14 protein-coding genes are annotated in these 15,516 nt (G+C 71.1%); 8 read left to right on the top strand and 6 right to left on the bottom strand.

Annotated elements, in window-relative coordinates:
• Position 1: 1 nt before the first annotated feature.
• Together DEJ01_RS13420 and DEJ01_RS13415 are read right to left on the bottom strand one after the other, a co-directional pair.
• The gene (locus DEJ01_RS13420) at positions 2 to 1,318 is read right to left on the bottom strand and encodes an MFS transporter (protein ID WP_209082617.1); all 1,317 of its coding nucleotides are present in this window, start codon (positions 1,316 to 1,318) and stop codon (positions 2 to 4) included.
• Positions 1,319 to 1,347: 29 nt separating this feature from the next.
• Positions 1,348 to 2,508 (bottom strand): zinc-binding dehydrogenase, encoded by a 1,161-nt coding sequence (locus DEJ01_RS13415; RefSeq protein WP_111038191.1) that lies wholly within the window; start codon positions 2,506 to 2,508, stop codon positions 1,348 to 1,350.
• 107 nt (positions 2,509 to 2,615) lie between these two features.
• Between DEJ01_RS13415 and DEJ01_RS13410 the strand changes: the two genes are divergently transcribed.
• Positions 2,616 to 3,473, top strand: a complete 858-nt coding sequence (locus DEJ01_RS13410) for a GolD/DthD family dehydrogenase (RefSeq protein WP_111093285.1) — start codon at positions 2,616 to 2,618, stop codon at positions 3,471 to 3,473.
• Between the two features lie 53 nt (positions 3,474 to 3,526).
• On the top strand, positions 3,527 to 4,504 hold the full coding sequence (locus DEJ01_RS13405; protein ID WP_111093284.1) for a sugar-binding transcriptional regulator: 978 nt from the start codon (positions 3,527 to 3,529) through the stop codon (positions 4,502 to 4,504).
• Positions 4,505 to 4,827: 323 nt separating this feature from the next.
• Here DEJ01_RS13405 and DEJ01_RS13400 read toward each other — a convergent pair whose 3' ends face one another.
• Entirely contained in the window at positions 4,828 to 5,352 is a 525-nt protein-coding gene (locus DEJ01_RS13400) for a DinB family protein (RefSeq protein ID WP_111093283.1), read from the bottom strand.
• 191 nt (positions 5,353 to 5,543) lie between these two features.
• On the opposite strand from DEJ01_RS13400, the gene DEJ01_RS13395 reads away from it, so the two are divergent.
• Positions 5,544 to 7,091, top strand: coding sequence for an MFS transporter (locus DEJ01_RS13395; RefSeq protein ID WP_111093282.1), 1,548 nt, complete (start codon positions 5,544 to 5,546; stop codon positions 7,089 to 7,091).
• A gap of 230 nt (positions 7,092 to 7,321) precedes the next feature.
• On the opposite strand, the gene DEJ01_RS13390 is transcribed toward DEJ01_RS13395, so the two are convergent.
• Entirely contained in the window at positions 7,322 to 8,350 is a 1,029-nt protein-coding gene (locus tag DEJ01_RS13390) for a GTP-binding protein (protein ID WP_111093281.1), read from the bottom strand.
• 45 nt (positions 8,351 to 8,395) lie between these two features.
• On the opposite strand from DEJ01_RS13390, the gene ykgO reads away from it, so the two are divergent.
• Together ykgO and DEJ01_RS13380 are read left to right on the top strand one after the other, a co-directional pair.
• Positions 8,396 to 8,518, top strand: coding sequence for a type B 50S ribosomal protein L36 (ykgO, locus tag DEJ01_RS13385; protein WP_017888460.1), 123 nt, complete (start codon positions 8,396 to 8,398; stop codon positions 8,516 to 8,518).
• A 28-nt stretch (positions 8,519 to 8,546) separates the two neighbouring features.
• A complete protein-coding gene (locus DEJ01_RS13380) occupies positions 8,547 to 9,203 on the top strand; it encodes a histidine phosphatase family protein (RefSeq protein ID WP_042538188.1) in 657 nt (218 codons plus the stop codon).
• Between the two features lie 73 nt (positions 9,204 to 9,276).
• Here the strand turns inward: DEJ01_RS13380 and DEJ01_RS13375 are convergent, their stop codons facing one another.
• Positions 9,277 to 11,010 carry a glycerol-3-phosphate dehydrogenase/oxidase gene (locus tag DEJ01_RS13375; RefSeq protein ID WP_042538186.1) on the bottom strand — a complete coding sequence of 578 codons (1,734 nt, stop codon included), beginning with the start codon at positions 11,008 to 11,010 and terminating at the stop codon, positions 9,277 to 9,279.
• Between the two features lie 192 nt (positions 11,011 to 11,202).
• Between DEJ01_RS13375 and DEJ01_RS13370 the strand changes: the two genes are divergently transcribed.
• The 3 genes from DEJ01_RS13370 to ald all read left to right on the top strand — a co-directional run bounded on the left by DEJ01_RS13370 (position 11,203) and on the right by ald (position 14,415).
• Entirely contained in the window at positions 11,203 to 12,165 is a 963-nt protein-coding gene (locus tag DEJ01_RS13370) for a sugar-binding transcriptional regulator (protein ID WP_027466231.1), read from the top strand.
• 48 nt (positions 12,166 to 12,213) lie between these two features.
• Entirely contained in the window at positions 12,214 to 13,173 is a 960-nt protein-coding gene (locus DEJ01_RS13365; protein ID WP_111093280.1) for an AraC family transcriptional regulator, read from the top strand.
• 141 nt (positions 13,174 to 13,314) lie between these two features.
• Positions 13,315 to 14,415, top strand: coding sequence for an alanine dehydrogenase (ald, locus tag DEJ01_RS13360; RefSeq protein ID WP_111093279.1), 1,101 nt, complete (start codon positions 13,315 to 13,317; stop codon positions 14,413 to 14,415).
• Positions 14,416 to 14,581: 166 nt separating this feature from the next.
• Here the strand turns inward: ald and DEJ01_RS13355 are convergent, their stop codons facing one another.
• Complete coding sequence (locus DEJ01_RS13355; protein WP_111093278.1) at positions 14,582 to 15,391, bottom strand: tryptophan-rich sensory protein; 810 nt, start codon at positions 15,389 to 15,391, stop codon at positions 14,582 to 14,584.
• Between the last annotated feature and the right edge of the window lie 125 nt (positions 15,392 to 15,516).

Below are 15,516 nucleotides of genomic sequence, written 5' to 3'. Positions count from 1 at the left end.
CTCAGTGTCCTCGGTCGCCCTGCGGGACCTTGAGGAAGTGGATCATCACGAACGCGCAGGCGTACAGGCCGACGAACGTCCACGTGGCGGCCTGGCCGCCGCCGCCCAGGGCGAAGACCGCGGCGACGACACCGGTGCCGAGGAACGCCGCGCCCCCGGCGGCCGTGGTGTACATCGCCATCGCGGCGCCCTTGTGCTCGGGGGCGAGCGCCGGCATGATCGCGCCCATCGGCACGAACCCGGCGAGCAGACAGCCGAACACGCACCCGGCGACGACGGAGAGCACGTAGCCCCAGTCCGAACCGGCGGGGACGAGCTGCGGCACGTACCACCAGGCGATGAGCCCGAGGGCGGAGCCGACGATGCCGAACCACTTGACGGTGCGCTGCCAGCCGATCTTGTCGCCCACCCAGCCGAACAGGGCGTTGACCAGGATGTTCGTCGCGTAGACGCAGACGGTCATGAGCAGCCAGCGGCTCTGGCCCCAGCCGCGCTCGTTCGCGATGACCGCGGGGAGCACGACGAACATGCCGAACTCCGGCGCGGTGTTGATCAGGCGGACGAGGAAGCCCATCAGGATCTTCGGTCGCGTGACCGTCAGGCGGATGCCGCTCGTCAGCACCTGCCAGGCGCTCTCGCCGGCGGGGGCGATGCGCGTGAACCCGTTCGGCAGCCGGACGCCGAACAGCATGATGAGGAACCCGATCACGACGAGACCGATCGAGGCGACCATCGCGCCGGTCTCACCGACCGTTCCGCCGCCGAACACCGGGATGGCACCGATCGCGAACAGCGAGCCGAGGGTCGGCAGGCCACCCGTGAAGGCGACGTAGAACCAGCCGACCGCCGAGCCGTTCCGTTCGACCGGGGTGGTGATGTTCACCCAGACCAGGAACGCGAAGGCGAACAGGGGGTAGCCGAACCCACGCAACGCGTAGGTGACGGCGGCGAACGGGACACTGCCAGCGCCGAGTGCCAGCAGGAACAGGACCTCGAACACGACCCAGACGGCGAAGCCGAGGATCATCACGCGGCGCGGCCCGACCAGGTCGGACAGGGCCCCCGAGATGTAGCTGCCGATCAGTGCGGCCAGGCTGTAGAACGTGACGATCGTCGCCACGGTGGCCTCGGGGCTGCCGAGGACCGCCACCATGTGCGGCGTGATGAAGTTCGATTCGACGCCGTTCCCGGTCATGAAGACCAGGACGGCGACGAACCCGAGGGCGAGCGGACGGGGGATGCCCATCCGGTCCAGGCGGCCCTCGGTGCGGGGCGCGGTCGTGCGGGCGCCGGTGGCGCGGGCTGTCGTCGCTGACATGCTCGTTCTCTCCCTGCTGGCGGGGTCGGTCAGGCCTGTGCGGCCTGTGCGGCCGTGGTGGGGGCGGTCAGGGACGGGATGATCGACACCTTGACGCTGGCACCGGCGGAGTCGCCGACCAGGTCGAGGGCCTCCTGGAACTGCTCGAGCGGGAACTGGTGCGTGCAGATCTCCGACATCGGCAGGGTCTCGGCCTCGAGCAGCTTGATCGCCGCCGGCCAGGTGTGCGGGCCGAGGTGGGCGCCGCGCACGTCGAGCTCCTTGTCGTCGGAGATGATCGACCAGTCCACGGACACGTCGTCCTTGAACACCGAGTACTCGACGAAGGTCCCGAGCTTGCGGAGCAGGTTCAGTCCCTGCGGCACCGCGGACGGGTGCCCGGTGGCCTCGATGTAGACGTCGGCGCCGTAGCCGTCGGTGAGCTCCTTGACCCGGGCGACCGCGTCCTCCTGGGCGATGTTGATCGTGAGGTCGGCGCCGACCTTGCGGGCCAGCTCGAGCTTCGCCTCGACCACGTCGAGCGCGATGATCCGCAGCGGGTTCTTCTGCCGCGCACCGGCGATGGCGGAGAGGCCGATCGGGCCGGCTCCGGCGATCACCACGGTGTCGCCGAACTTGATGTCCCCGCGCTCGACGGCGTGGAACGCGCAGGACAGCGGCTCGGAGAACGCGGCGACCTGGCCGGGCAGCGCCTTCGACACCGGATGGGTCAGCGCCTTCGCCGGCACGAGCACGTACTCGGCCATCGCGCCGTCGTAGCCCTTGAAGCCGAACATGTCGTGCACGTTGCACATCCAGTAGGCGCCCTCGAGGCAGTAGCGGCACTCCCAGCACGGCACGATCTGCTCGCAGGCGATCCGGTCGCCCAGGTCGACGCCGCGCTTGGCCAGGGCGGCGTCGTCACCGGCGACGATCGTGCCGACGAACTCGTGTCCGGGGATGCGGTCGCGCTCCGCCCAGGCCGCACGGTTCTCGTCGCCCCAGAACTTCGCGGCACCGTGGTAGCACTTCAAGTCGCTCGCGCAGATGCCGACGGCGTCGGTGCGGAGCAGGAGTTCCCCGGGGCCGGGCGTCGGGACGGGACGCTCCTCGAGCCGGTAGTCACCGGGGCCGTGGACGACGACGGCGCGCATCGTCGTGGGGATCGTGGTGGGGGCGGTCGTGGCCGCGTTCTCGGTCGTCGTCGACATGAGCTGTTCCTCCGTTGGGTGGCTTCGGCGATGACTGTACACCTTCCAGAACGTTTGTCCAGAACACAATTTCTGGTAGGTTCGGCACCGAACGCAAGGGAGCGAACATGACGACGGACTTCGCCGCGGCCCTCCGACCGGGCCCCGACACGATCGACCTGACCAACGACTTCAGCGGCCGTACGGCGGTGGTGACCGGCGGGGCGTCGGGCATCGGCAACGCCATCGCCCGGGCCCTGGCTGCACGGGGTGCCCGTGTCGCCGTCGTCGACGTCCGTGCTGACGGCGCCACGTCGGCCGCGGCCGACCTGCCCACGTCCGCGCTGCCCGTGACGGCCGGGCCGGACGCCGCCGCCGACGGGGCGGGCGCGGCCACGAGCCTCCACGCCGGGTTCGCCTGCGACGTGACCGATGCCGACTCCGTGACCCGCACCGTGGCGGACGTCGTCCGGCACTTCGGCGGCGTCGACGTGCTGGTGAACTGCGCCGGCATCGCCGCGCTCGCCCCGGCGGAGGACCTGGCAGCCGACACCTGGGCGGCGACCATCGACGTCAACCTGACCGGCACGTTCCGCGTGGCGCAGGCCGTCGGCCGGCACATGCTCGACGCCGGGTACGGGCGGATCGTGAACATCGCGTCGCAGGCGGCCCACGTCGGCATCGACGGGCACGCCGCCTACTGCGCCTCGAAGGCCGGCGTCATCGGTCTGACGAACGTGCTCGCGCTCGAGTGGGGCGGACGCGGCGTCACCGTGAACACCGTGTCGCCGACCGTCGTCCTCACCGACCTCGGCCGTGCGGCCTGGGCGAACGAGAACGGCATCCGGCACCAGGACGAGATCCCCACCGGCCGCTTCGCGACCCCCGACGAGATCGCCGCGGCCGTGCTGTTCCTGGCAGGGGAGTCGAGCGCCATGGTGAACGGTGCGGACCTCCGTGTGGACGGCGGGTTCACGATCCGCTGAGCCCTGCTCGGACTACGATCGCGGTGTCCGATCGAGTCGAAGGGTCCTGCTCCATGTCGTCCGAGAGCACCGCTGGCCCCGGCCCCGCCGCCGACGCGTCGCGCACCCGGTTCCCGCTGGACACCGTCTACCAGGCGGCGCGGATGTACTACCTCGAGGACGCCACGCAGGTCGAGATCGCCTCGCGCCTCGGTGTCTCACGGCCGACCGTCTCGCGGCTCGTCGCCGAGGCCCGCAAGGCGGGACTCGTCCGCATCGAGGTCGTCGACCCGTTCCAGGACGAGACCGTGGCGCTCGCCGAACGGCTGCAGGTCGTGCTCGGGCTCCGCGCGGTCCACCTCGCCGCGGTCACCCACGCCGCCACGCTCGGCGCCGACCTGGCCGCACCACTGGCCGCCGCGGTCGAGGGCATGGGACTCGTCCCCGGCGACGCCGTCCTGATGTCGTCCGGCCGCACCGTCTACGACGTCGCACGGTCCGGCATGCCGACCATGCCCGGGGTGCAGCTCGTCCCGACGGTGGGCGGGCAGGCCGACCCGATGCCGTGGTTCCAGACGAACGAGATCACCCGGACGGCCGCGGAGCACTCCGGCGCGATCCCGGCGTTCCTGTTCGCCCAGGCGCTGCCGTCCCCGGCGATGCGGTCCACCCTCGACGAGGACCCGGCGTTCCAGCACGTCGTCGGGCTGTGGAGCCGGGCGAAGGGCGCCATCCTCGGCATCGGGGCGCCGACCCACACGCGGGACGCGCTGGCCCGGGGCATCCCGGTCGAGGACGTCGCGTTCGACCGTGCCGCGGGCGATGTCTGCCTGAACTTCTACGCCGCGGACGGCTCGCCGATCGAGTTCCCCGGCAGCGACCGGATGGTGCGGACCTCGCGCGAGATCCTGTCGACCGTGCCGCACGCGGTCGGGGTCGCCGTGGGCAGCGCCAAGGTCACGAGCATCGTGGCCGCGGTGCGGGGCGGGCTCGTCAACGAGCTGGTGACCGACGCCGCGACGGCGCGCGCCGTGCTCGACGCACTCGCCTGAGCGCTCCGGCTCGGTGCCCGATCCTTCCCATCACGCGTGCGATGGATGGTGCTTTCGGGCATACCTGGTCGTTTCTTCGTGGCAGGTACGCCCGAGTCCGGTAGGTACGCCCGAGTCCGGCAGGTACGCCCGGTTTCGGTAGGTACGCCCGAGTCCGGCAGGTACGCCCGGTTTCGGTAGGTACGCCCGATTCCGGCAGGTACGCCTGAGTCCGGCAGGTACGCCCGGTTTCGGCAGGTACGCCCGGTTCCGGAGGCGACCGTCGGCGGCCTGGAGGCGCGGGGCGGGGCCGCACCGCGCCTCCAGGCCGGTGGTCCCCACGTCTAGCGCGTGCGCCGCACGTCCCACAGGTGGTGCACCGGGTCGTGCGCGTAGTAGGTGGCGAGCGTCGCGACGGTGAACGCGCTGCCGTCGGACCGGAGCCCGGTGCGCTCGAGCACCTCGTCGGGCACTGCCGCGAAGGCCCGGGCCGCGCGGTCGGCCGACTCCCGCAGTTCCCGAGCGACGACCGCCGGGTCCTGCTCGCCGTAACGGTCCTCGACGGCGGTGGCGTCCTGGTCCCAGTTCGGGAACGTCGGGGCGTCCTCGGTGAGCATCAGCTCGAGGCGCTCCGCCATCTTCCGGTGCACGTCCCGCACGTGCGCGCCGTACTCGAGCGGGGACCACGTGTGGTCGTCCGGGCGGTCGCGCACGTCGTCGCGCCCGAGGACATCGGGCCACCCGGCGGTGTTCTCGTCGATGATGCCGGGCACGTCGCGGACGGTCACCGCGCTGCCGTCGTAGCCGCACTCGGGACACGCGGACTCGATGACCCACGTCCAGTTCTTCGTCTCGGGTTCGATCGCCATGGGCCGATGTTATGGCCTCGTTACTCAGCTTCCGGGTTCGCCGGACTGGTGCGGATCGGCGGCGACCCCCGTTCGGGTGACACGCCGTTCCCTGAGAATCACCGGCCAATGACATTTCGGTTGCTCGGTAACGTCGCTCGCTGTTCTGGGCCGGTTCCCGACGGCCCACCGATCTTCTCGAGGAGCAAGGCATGGGTTCCGACCCCAGCAGTACCAACACCCGACCACACCGACGGCTGCGCGAGAGCGACGTCACCGTGGTCGACAAGAGCATGATGCGACGAGCAGTCAGCGGCATGGTCGTCGGCAACACCATGGAGTGGTACGACGTCGGTGTGTACGGCTACCTGGCCGTCACGATGGGGAAGGTCTTCCTGCCGACGGCCGAACCCTCGGTGCAGATCCTGTTCAGCCTCGGTGTCTTCGCGGCGACGTACATCGCACGGCCCCTGGGCGGCATCGTGTTCGGACGCCTGGGCGACAAGATCGGCCGGCAGAAGGTGCTCGCGACGACGCTGATCATGATGGCGGCGTCGACGTTCCTGATCGGGGCGCTCCCCGCGTACGCGACGATCGGCGTGTTCGGCCCGATCCTGCTCGTCGTGCTGAAGCTCGCGCAGGGCTTCTCGACCGGTGGTGAGTACGCCGGGGCGACGACGTTCGTCACGGAGTACGCCCCGGACCGCCGTCGCGGGTTCTTCGCGAGCATCCTGGACTTCGGCAGCTACCTGGGCTTCGCGCTCGGTGCCACGGTCGTGTCGGTGCTGCAGCTCACCCTGGGCGAAGAAGCGATGACCGCGTACGGCTGGCGCTTCCCGTTCCTGGCGGCCGGTGTGATCGGCGTCGTGGCGATCTACTTCCGGCTGCGCATCGAGGAGTCGCCGGTGTTCCAGGCGACCCAGGCCGCGCAGGAGGCCGCGACCGAGTCCCGTGCGTCCTTCGACGGTGAGCGTCCGGCCAACGTCGTCGCGATGGTCCGTCAGCACTGGCGCCCGATCGTCATCGCGATCATGCTCGTCGCCGCGTCGAACACCGTGGGCTACGCCCTGACCTCGTACATGCCGACGTACCTGACCGACTCGCTCGGGTACTCCGCCATCGACGGCACGCTGCTGACGATCCCGGTGCTCCTGCTGCTCGCGGTGATGCTCCCGCTGACCGGCAAGCTCTCCGACCGCCTCGGCCGCCGCGTCGTGATGTGGATCGGTGCCGCCACCACGGTCGTGCTCGTCGTGCCGGCCTTCATGCTCATCGGGCACGGGGCGCAGTGGTCGACGCTCGCCGGCCTCGGGCTGCTCGCGCTGATGACCGCGCTGTGGGTGTCGAACCAGGCTGCCTCGCTGCCGGCGCTGTTCCCGACCTCGACGCGGTACGGCGGCATGGGGTTCGCCTACAACATCGCGATCGCGGTGTTCGGTGGGACCACGCCCCTGATCGTGCAGGCGCTGCTCACCGCGACGGGTGACGAGCTCGCGCCGGCGTACTTCCTGATGGCGATGAGCGTCGTCGGAGCGATCGGTGTCTTCTGCATGAAGGAGTCGTCGCAGCGCCCGCTGCCCGGGTCGATGCCGGCGGTGGAGACCGAGGACGAGGCGAAGGAGCTCGTGCTCACGCAGGACACGAACCCGCACCTGGACCTCGGTGACCTGCCGTTCGCGGCGCAGGACGCGGCGGCTGCCGCTGCGCGTGAGGCTGCCGCGCGGGAGGCTGCTGCGCGGGAGGCGTCGCCGGTGCGGTGACGCTGCGGTTCTCGACGTGACCACGGACGGGAGGCGCGGTGCGGGTCCGACCCGCACCGCGCCTCCCGTCCGTGCGTGCGCACACTGCGACGATCCACGCGACGATCGACGCGCGTTCTGTCGCAACATGCGCACGGAGCGGATGTGTGCGCATGAGGCGACGACGCACGCGTCGATCGACTCGTGCTCTGTCGCAAGACGAGTGCGCACCCGCACACGCCCACGCCACCTCACTCGTGCCGGTGCTCCGACGCCGGGTCCACCGCGGGCCACACCGGGAACGGGTCCGGCCAGCCGCGCCACACGTCCGGCCCGGCGAGCAGCTCCGACGGCGTGAGCAGCGCCCCGTCGAGCGCCCGCTCGATCGCCCGGACGTCGAGCTGCTCGCCGACGAACCACAGCGCCTGCCCGATCGGGGCATCGGCGTCCCACGACGGGTTCGCGGTGGGGTCGAGCGCGAGCATCGACCCGAAACTCGACCACGAGCCGACGTGGTCCGGCCGGGACGCCAGGCGGAAGAACCCCCGCGACCGCAGCACGCGGCCGTTCACCCCGGCGGACAGGTCCTCGGCGATGACGGACGACAGTCGACCGGGGTGGAACGGCAGCGGCTCCCGGTAGCGCATCGAGACCAGGGCATCGCGGGCTTCGCGCCCGGTGTCCGCGCCGCTCGACAGCGCCCGCATCCAGCCGGCGCCGGTGGCGAGCACCCGTGCGGCTCCACCGTTGGACGCCGGCAGGTCGGCGGCGCTCCGGATCGCGGGCAGGGCGACGATCACGGCCTGGGGTGCCATCCGGTGCAGCAGTGACACGAGCGCCCGTCGCCGACGGCCGGACAGCGGCTCGATGCGGTCGAGGGCGATCACCGTCGCGTACTCGACGAGTGCGGCCATCCGGTCCGCGGCCACGAACGCGTCGTCGACGTCCGACCACAGCAGGTGCGCGACGTCGTCGGCCCGCAGCACCCCGACGACGTGCCGCAGCACCCGGTCGTCGCCGGTCTCGGACCGTGCCGCGTTGGCGAGCAGCATGCCGACGGCTCGGGCATCGGCCCCGGGGTGCAAGGTGACGACGAGCCCGTGGCCCGCGTCGGGTCCGCAGACCCGGTCGAGCTGGTCGGCCCGGTCGGCCACGGCGCGGGCAGTGGCGAAGGCACTCCCGGCGACGTGCATCCGGTGTCCGTCCGAGATCCGGGCGGCGACGCGGTCGGCGTCGACCTGGTGCAGGGCGGTGACGAGGGTGATGGCAGCAGCACGCATGTCCGCTACTGTAACTGAAAACCGTTATCAACAAGGAGGCTCGTCGTGAAGGTCCGCAACTCCCTCAAGGCCCTGAAGAAGATCCCCGGCTCGCAGGTGGTCCGACGCCGGGGTCGCGTCTACGTCATCAACAAGAAGAACCCCCGCTGGAACACCCGGCAGGGCTGACGTCAGCGGCGGTCCGTAGGGTGGCGGCATGCGACTGCTGCTCATCCGCCACGGCCAGACCCCCGCGAACGTGCACGGCATCCTCGATGCCGTGGTGCCCGGACCGGGGCTGACCGAGCTCGGGCAGCAGCAGGCCGACGCCCTGCCCGCAGCGCTCGCCGACCGGGGCATCGAGCGACTGTTCGTGTCGTCGATGGTCCGCACGCAGATCACCGCGGCGCCCCTGGCGACCTCGCTCGGCCTCGAGCCCGTGGTGCTGCCGGGCCTGCGTGAGATCGAGGCGGGCGACACCCAGGGCAAGAGCGACAAGGTGTCCGTGCAGACCTACATCTCCACCGTGCACGGCTGGTCCGGCGGCGACCGGACGACCCGGATGCCCGGTGCCGAGAGCGGCGTCGAGTTCTTCGAGCGCTACGACGACGCCGTCCGGCAGATCGAGGCCACCGGGGTCGCGGTCGCCGCCGCCGTCAGTCACGGTGCCGCGATCCGCACGTGGGCGAGCGCAGCTGCGCAGAACACCCCGGACCACTTCGGCACGAAGCGTCACCTGGAGAACACCGGCATCGTCGAGCTCGAGGGCTCGTTCGCCGACGGCTGGCGCCTGGTCGACTGGGAAGGCGAGCCGGTCGGCGGCGACCAGCTCATCGACCGCACGGCGCTCGACCCCACCGGCGAGCGTTTCTGACGCGACCAGCAGACAGACGGGAGGCGCGGTGCCAGCTGGCACCGCGCCTCCCGTCTGTGGTCGGTCGCGTCGACTACGCGAGCTGCGACGCCGACGCGGACGTCAGCGGCACGATCACGCCGTGCGACTCACGCAGCACGTCGAGCGTGCGCTGGACCTCGTCCGCGCGCTCCTCGGTCGTCCAGCCGAGCGCACCGGCGAGCACGTCGGCCAGCTCGTCGAGCAGGTCGATCGTGACCCCGCCGACGAACGCCAGGTTCGTGCGGCGCAGGACGACGTCGACCAGGTGGACGGCCTGCTCGTGGCGGGCGAAGTACGCGACCTCGGCGCGGGTGAGCGACGGGTCGGACTCGAGCGGCTCGACCGGGCCGTCGGTCAGGACGTCCACGACCTCGGCGGCACGGGTGCCGTAGCGCTCGAGCAGCCCCTCGACCAGGGACTCGTCCAGGCCGTCGCGGTGCGACTTGATCCACAGGGCGCGCTGGGCGTCCGTGGTCGGGAACTCCTTGCCACCGCCGATCGGCATGCCCGTGGTGTCGACCTTGCGGCTCATGCCGAGCTTGGTCGTCGCCTCGGTGGACAGGTGTGCAGCGAGGGCACGGAAGGTCGTCCACTTGCCACCGACGAGCGACAGCACGGTCGACTTCGGCAGCCCGGCGATCTGGGTGTCCACGATCCGGTAGTCACGGGACACGAAGCCGGGGGCGGTGTCCTCGTGGCGGGGGAGCGGACGGATACCGGAGTAGCTGTAGACGATGTGGTCGCGGGTGACGTCGATCTGCGGGAACACGTGCTTGACGAGCCCGAAGAAGTAGTCGATCTCCTCGTCGGTCGTCGTGACCGGCTTCGAGGGGTCGGCGTCGATGTCGGTCGTGCCGATGAGCACCCGGCCCTTGAGCGGGTAGATGAGGACGATGCGGCCGTCGTCGTTCTCGAAGAACAGCTCACGGCCCTTGGTGGCCTCCAGCAGCTCGTCGTTGTGGACGACGATGTGCGAGCCCTTCGTGCCGCCCATGAACTTCGTCTCGCCGCCGAACGCCTCGTTCGTCAGGTCGGTCCAGGGGCCGGAGGCGTTGATCACGACGTCGGCCGTGAAGACGAACTCGTCGCCGGTCTCGCGGTCGCGCAGCAGGACGCCGCCGTCGCGGGTGCCGGCTGCCTCGACGTAGTTGACGGCGCGTGCCTTGTCGGCTCCGGCAGCCAGGCCGTCCTTCAGGACGTCGAGGGCCAGGCGCTCGGGCTCGTGCACGCTCGCGTCGTAGTAGGTGCCCGTGTACTTCAGGTCCTTGTTGAGGGCGGGCATGTCCTCGAGCGCGGCCTTCTTGGTGCGGAAGACGTGCTTCGGGACGGAGCCGCCGTCACGCGAGAAGGAGTCGTAGATCGTCATGCCGATCTTGATGAGCATCGCGCCGCGCTCCTTGGTGGAGCGCTGCTTGTGCGTCAGCATGCGCAGCGGGGCGTTCATGATGCCGGAGAACGTCGAGAAGATCGGCATGGTCGTCTGCAGCGGCTTGACGTAGTGCGGGGCGATGCGGATCAGGCCGTTGCGCTCCTGCACGCTCTCGCGCACCAGGCGGAACTCGCCGTTCTCCAGGTAGCGGATGCCGCCGTGGATCATGTGGCTCGAGGCCGCGGAGGCGCCGGAGGCGTAGTCGCCACGCTCGACCAGGGCGACGTCGACGCCCTGGAGCGCCAGGTCGCGGAACGTCGCGATGCCGTTGATGCCGCCGCCGACGACGAGGACCTGCGCGTTCGGGCGCTCGGTGAGGGCGGTCACCGTGTTCCGGGGCTGTGTCTTCTTCGACATGGTTCGTCGCTTCCTTCGTCTGTTCCTGGGGTCAGGATCGATCGTGCGCTCGTTCGACAGGGCGGGCAACTTGCGTGCACGAACGTGCAGCACACGTGTCGTCCAGGCCCGGCACGGCGGTCAGGAGGCGCGGCAGGGGTTGCAGAGGCCCTGCACGTCCGTGCATGGTTGCGTTCGACAGATCGGAGCACCATGAGCGATGCGGCTCAGCCCATGCGCACGCAGCAGGCGCTGCGCGCCGCCCACCTGTACTACCTGCAGGACCTGACGATGGACGCGATCGCCGACGAACTCGGCACCTCGCGCTCGTCGGTGTCGCGGCTGCTGAAGTACGCCAGGGACACCGGGCTCGTCGACATCCAGATCCGTTCGCCCCTGGACCAGGCCGCTGCGCTGAGCCGGAGCATCCGCTCCCGCTTCGGGGTGCACGCGCACGTCGTCCCGGTGCCGGACCACACGAGCGACGTCGACCGGCTCGAGCGGGTGGCCCTGTCCGCCGCCCGGATCCTGACGCAGTACGTCGAGTCGAACATGGTCATCGGGATCTCGTGGGGCTCGACCGTGAGTGCGGTCAGCCGCTACCTGGTGCCGAAGACCACCCACGGCTCGACGATCGTGCAGATCAACGGCGCCGCGAACACCCGCACCACCGGCATCGTCTACGCGTCCGAGATCCTGCGCCGGTTCGGCGAGGCCTACGGGGCGTTCGTCCAGCAGTTCCCGGTGCCGGCGTTCTTCGACGACCCCGCGACGAAGGAAGCGCTGTTCCGGGAGCGCTCGATCCGCCGTGTGCTCGACCTGCACGAGCGGATGGACCTCGTCGTGTTCGGTGTCGGTGCCCCGCAGGCCCCGGTGCCCTCGCACGTGTACTCCGGCGGGTACCTCGACCCCGAGGACCGCGACGAGCTCACGCAGGCGGGGGTCGTCGGTGACGTCTCGACGGTGTTCTACCGGGCCGACGGCTCGTGGAAGGACATCGGGGTGAACGCCCGCGCCGGCGCTCCGGACCTCGACACGATCAAGCGCGCGCCGCGGCGGGTCTGCGTCGTCGCCGGGCGGTCGAAGGCGGCGTCGCTGCGGGGCGCGCTGGCCGCCGGGCTCATCACGGACCTGATCCTGGACGAGAGCGTGGGGCAGGCGATCCTGCAGCCCTGAGTCAGGACCTGACGCACTTTGTCGGTGGTCGGTCCTAGGTTCTCCACCATGGTGCTTTCTCTCGAACAGCCCGGTCAGCGGTACTTCCGGCGGATGGTCGGCAGCGACGTCGACCAGGCGCTCGCGTTCTTCACGGGCGACTACGACTTCCGTGCGCCACTGGTCCGTCGCACCCACGAGAACGCCCACTGGGACTTCGCCGGCGTCGGTGACGAGCGGATGTCCCTGCGCTCGTCACGGTTCATGGTCGACCTGCGGAGCGAGAGCCAGGTCGACGACGAGTTCCTGGTCGCCTGGATGCGCAGCGGCTCGAGCCGGATCACCTCGGGCGGTGAGACGTACGAGCTCGAGGCCGGGGTGCCCGTCGTGCTGCCCTTCGCCGAGCCGTACGCGCTGCACCACCGCGACATCGCCCTGAACCTGGTGCACCTGGACCGCGACTTCGTCCGAGCCGTGGCCGGCGACGACGACTTCGCCTTCGAGCCGATGCGCCGCCCGACGGCCGACGGCATCGCGCTGTGGCGGTCGGTGGTGCGGAAGTACTCGGCCACGTGGCTCGACGTCGACCGGTCGATGAGTCCGATGGTGCAGCACGACATCGCCGAGGCCTTCGCGACCGCGGCGATCCGGGCCTTCCCGCAGCGCAACAAGTGGCGCGCGACGGTGTCCGGCAGCGGCCCGGAGCACGACCGCCTGCGCCGGGCGCTCGAGTTCGTGCACGAGCACGCGCGCGAAGCGATCGGCACCCCGGACATCGCGGCGGCGGCGGGGCTCAGCCCGCGCGGGCTGCAGCAGTCCCTCCGCCGGCACCTCGACCAGACGCCGGGGGAACTCCTGCGCGGCGTGCGTCTCGACGGTGCCCGGACCGACCTGGTCGGCAGTGGCCTCGACGAGACGACGGTGGCCGAGATCGCGCGGACGTGGGGCTTCGGGCACCTCGGGCGCTTCTCGGCGACCTACCGCAGCCGCTTCGGGGAGCTGCCGAGCGAGTCGCTGCGCGGGCGCTGACACACTGCTGCTGCGAACGGTTCCGCCGAATCTCGTGACACGGATCGTGCTGCCGCTGTCCGGATGTTCGGCTCAGCGCTGCTGTGGGCGAATCCGGTGCTCAATGGACGGGACGAACGCACCGCCCACGAAGGAGTCAGCATGCGCATCGGCGTCCCCACCGAGATCAAGAACAACGAGTACCGCGTCGCGGCCACGCCCGCCGGTGTCGCCGAGCTCGGGTCGCACGGCCACCAGGTGCTGGTGCAGGCCGGTGCCGGGGCCGGTTCGGCCTTCTCCGACGACGAGTTCCGCACCGCCGGCGCCACGATCGTCGACACCGCGGCCGAGGTGTGGGAGCGCGCCGAGCTGATCCTCAAGGTGAAGGAGCCGGTCGCCTCGGAGTACCCGATGATCCGGCCGGGCCAGGTGCTCTTCACCTACCTGCACCTCGCCGCCGACCGACCGCTGACCGATGCCCTCATCGACTCGGGCGCGACGGCGATCGCCTACGAGACCGTGCAGCTGCCGGACCGCTCGCTGCCCCTGCTGTCGCCGATGTCCGAGGTCGCCGGGCGACTGTCCGCCCAGGTCGGCGCGTTCCACCTGATGCGCACGAACGGTGGGCGCGGGCTGCTGCTCGGCGGGGTCCCCGGCACGCCGAAGGGCCGCGTGGTCGTCATCGGCGGCGGCGTCGCGGGGGAGCACGCCGCGACGATGGCGCTCGGCATGGGCGCCGACGTCACGGTGTTCGACATCAGCCTGCCGCGGCTCCGGGCACTGGACGCCCGGTTCGACGGCCGCGTCACGACCCTGCGCTCGTCGGCGCACGCCATCGCCGAGGCCCTGCGTGACGCCGACCTGGTGATCGGCTCCGTGCTCATCCCCGGGGCGTCCGCGCCGAAGCTCGTCACCGACGCGATGGTCGCCGACATGCGGCCGGGCTCGGTGCTGGTCGACATCGCGATCGACCAGGGCGGCTGCTTCGAGGGCTCCCACCCGACCACCCACGACGACCCCACGTTCGCCGTGCACGACACCGTGTACTACTGCGTGGCGAACATGCCCGGCGCCGTTCCGCGCACGAGCACGATCTCGCTGACGAACGCCACGCTGCCGTACGCCGTCGCGATCGCCGACCGTGGCTGGGAGGCCGCGCTCGAGGCCGACCCCGCCCTCGCCGCCGGCCTGAACGTGCACGACGGCCGGGTCACGAACGCCGCGGTCGCGGCCGCGCACGGCCTGGTCGCGCCCGCGCGCTGATTCTTCGCGCTGAGGCCGGGGGCGTCGGGCTGTCCGGCTGCCCACTTCGCGAAAGCGACAGTTCCCCGCCGAACATCGGCGGGGAACTGTCGCTTTCGCGGCCCGGACGGGTGCGAGGCCGCGGGAACTGTCGCTTTCGCGGGCCTGACGCGCAGGTAGCCGCGCGTCAGGCCGCCGCCGGAGCCGCCGCCCGACCGGCACGGCGTCCGACCCAGCCGGCGCGGGCACGCACCACCACGGTCACGACGACCACGGCCGCCGCAGCCACCACGGCCGCGACCGCCGTCGGCACGGAGACGAGCGGTCCCTCGAACCGTGCCACAGCGACCCACGCCAGACCCCACGCGACCGAGGCCATCGGCGCCAGGCGTCCCCGGCCCCACAGCGCGATGAGGACCCCGACGAGCCCGGCCACCGCGGCGACGACCACGCCCCACGGGTCCTGCCCGAGTCCGAAGCCCCGGAAGCCCGCCGCCGTCAGCACCGCAGCGGTGTTCGCGGCCGTCGCGACGCAGACCCACCCGAGGTACAGCCCGAAGGTGCCGTCGGTCAGGATCGCCTCGACCACGCCGCGGGACGGGGTCCGGCGCAGGATCGTGAACGTCCAGATCAGCACGACGAGCAGTGCGACGATGATCGGCTCGCTCGCCCACAGGAACCCGAACTGCACCGACAGGATCCACGCGGCGTTGAGCAGCAGGGAGAGCACCGCCGGCACCACCAGCCGCTCGTGCCGTTCGTCGTTCGCGGTGCGGAAGAGCTGCAGCACCGCGTAGCCGATGAGCCCGGCGTAGACGACGCTCCAGATCGAGAAGGCCGGGCCGTCCGGGGCGATCGCGGTCGAGGACGCCGACAGGGCGCCACCGGCGGCGTCCTGGATGGGCGTGCCGCCGGCAGCGCCCGACCCCACGTACGCGCCGATGACGGCGACGACCGCGCTCACGGCCACCGCGATGCGCTTCCAGATCCTCTTCATGACAGTCCCTTTCGTCAGCATGCTGATGACCTGCACCGTAGGCGGCCGGTGGCGGCGGTCGTGCAGCGCACGTTCAGGCAGGACGCGGGGCGTGTGGCGGGGCCGCCACGGGCCTCCAGGCCGGA

This window comes from Curtobacterium sp. MCLR17_040, assembly GCF_003234735.1.
GTDB lineage: Bacteria > Actinomycetota > Actinomycetes > Actinomycetales > Microbacteriaceae > Curtobacterium > Curtobacterium flaccumfaciens.
This window is presented reverse-complemented; position numbering and strand designations above follow the sequence as displayed.

Excerpts from the sequence above, each read along its gene's own strand:
- DEJ01_RS13420 (WP_209082617.1), bottom strand. The coding sequence starts at position 1,318 with ATGTCAGCGACGACAGCCCGCGCCACCGGCGCCCGCACGACCGCGCCC.
- DEJ01_RS13415 (WP_111038191.1), bottom strand. The coding sequence starts at position 2,508 with ATGTCGACGACGACCGAGAACGCGGCCACGACCGCCCCCACCACGATC.
- DEJ01_RS13410 (WP_111093285.1), top strand. The coding sequence starts at position 2,616 with ATGACGACGGACTTCGCCGCGGCCCTCCGACCGGGCCCCGACACGATC.
- DEJ01_RS13405 (WP_111093284.1), top strand. The coding sequence starts at position 3,527 with ATGTCGTCCGAGAGCACCGCTGGCCCCGGCCCCGCCGCCGACGCGTCG.
- DEJ01_RS13400 (WP_111093283.1), bottom strand. The coding sequence starts at position 5,352 with ATGGCGATCGAACCCGAGACGAAGAACTGGACGTGGGTCATCGAGTCC.
- DEJ01_RS13395 (WP_111093282.1), top strand. The coding sequence starts at position 5,544 with ATGGGTTCCGACCCCAGCAGTACCAACACCCGACCACACCGACGGCTG.
- DEJ01_RS13390 (WP_111093281.1), bottom strand. The coding sequence starts at position 8,350 with ATGCGTGCTGCTGCCATCACCCTCGTCACCGCCCTGCACCAGGTCGAC.
- DEJ01_RS13380 (WP_042538188.1), top strand. The coding sequence starts at position 8,547 with ATGCGACTGCTGCTCATCCGCCACGGCCAGACCCCCGCGAACGTGCAC.
- DEJ01_RS13375 (WP_042538186.1), bottom strand. The coding sequence starts at position 11,010 with ATGTCGAAGAAGACACAGCCCCGGAACACGGTGACCGCCCTCACCGAG.
- DEJ01_RS13370 (WP_027466231.1), top strand. The coding sequence starts at position 11,203 with ATGAGCGATGCGGCTCAGCCCATGCGCACGCAGCAGGCGCTGCGCGCC.
- DEJ01_RS13365 (WP_111093280.1), top strand. The coding sequence starts at position 12,214 with ATGGTGCTTTCTCTCGAACAGCCCGGTCAGCGGTACTTCCGGCGGATG.
- ald (WP_111093279.1), top strand. The coding sequence starts at position 13,315 with ATGCGCATCGGCGTCCCCACCGAGATCAAGAACAACGAGTACCGCGTC.
- DEJ01_RS13355 (WP_111093278.1), bottom strand. The coding sequence starts at position 15,391 with ATGAAGAGGATCTGGAAGCGCATCGCGGTGGCCGTGAGCGCGGTCGTC.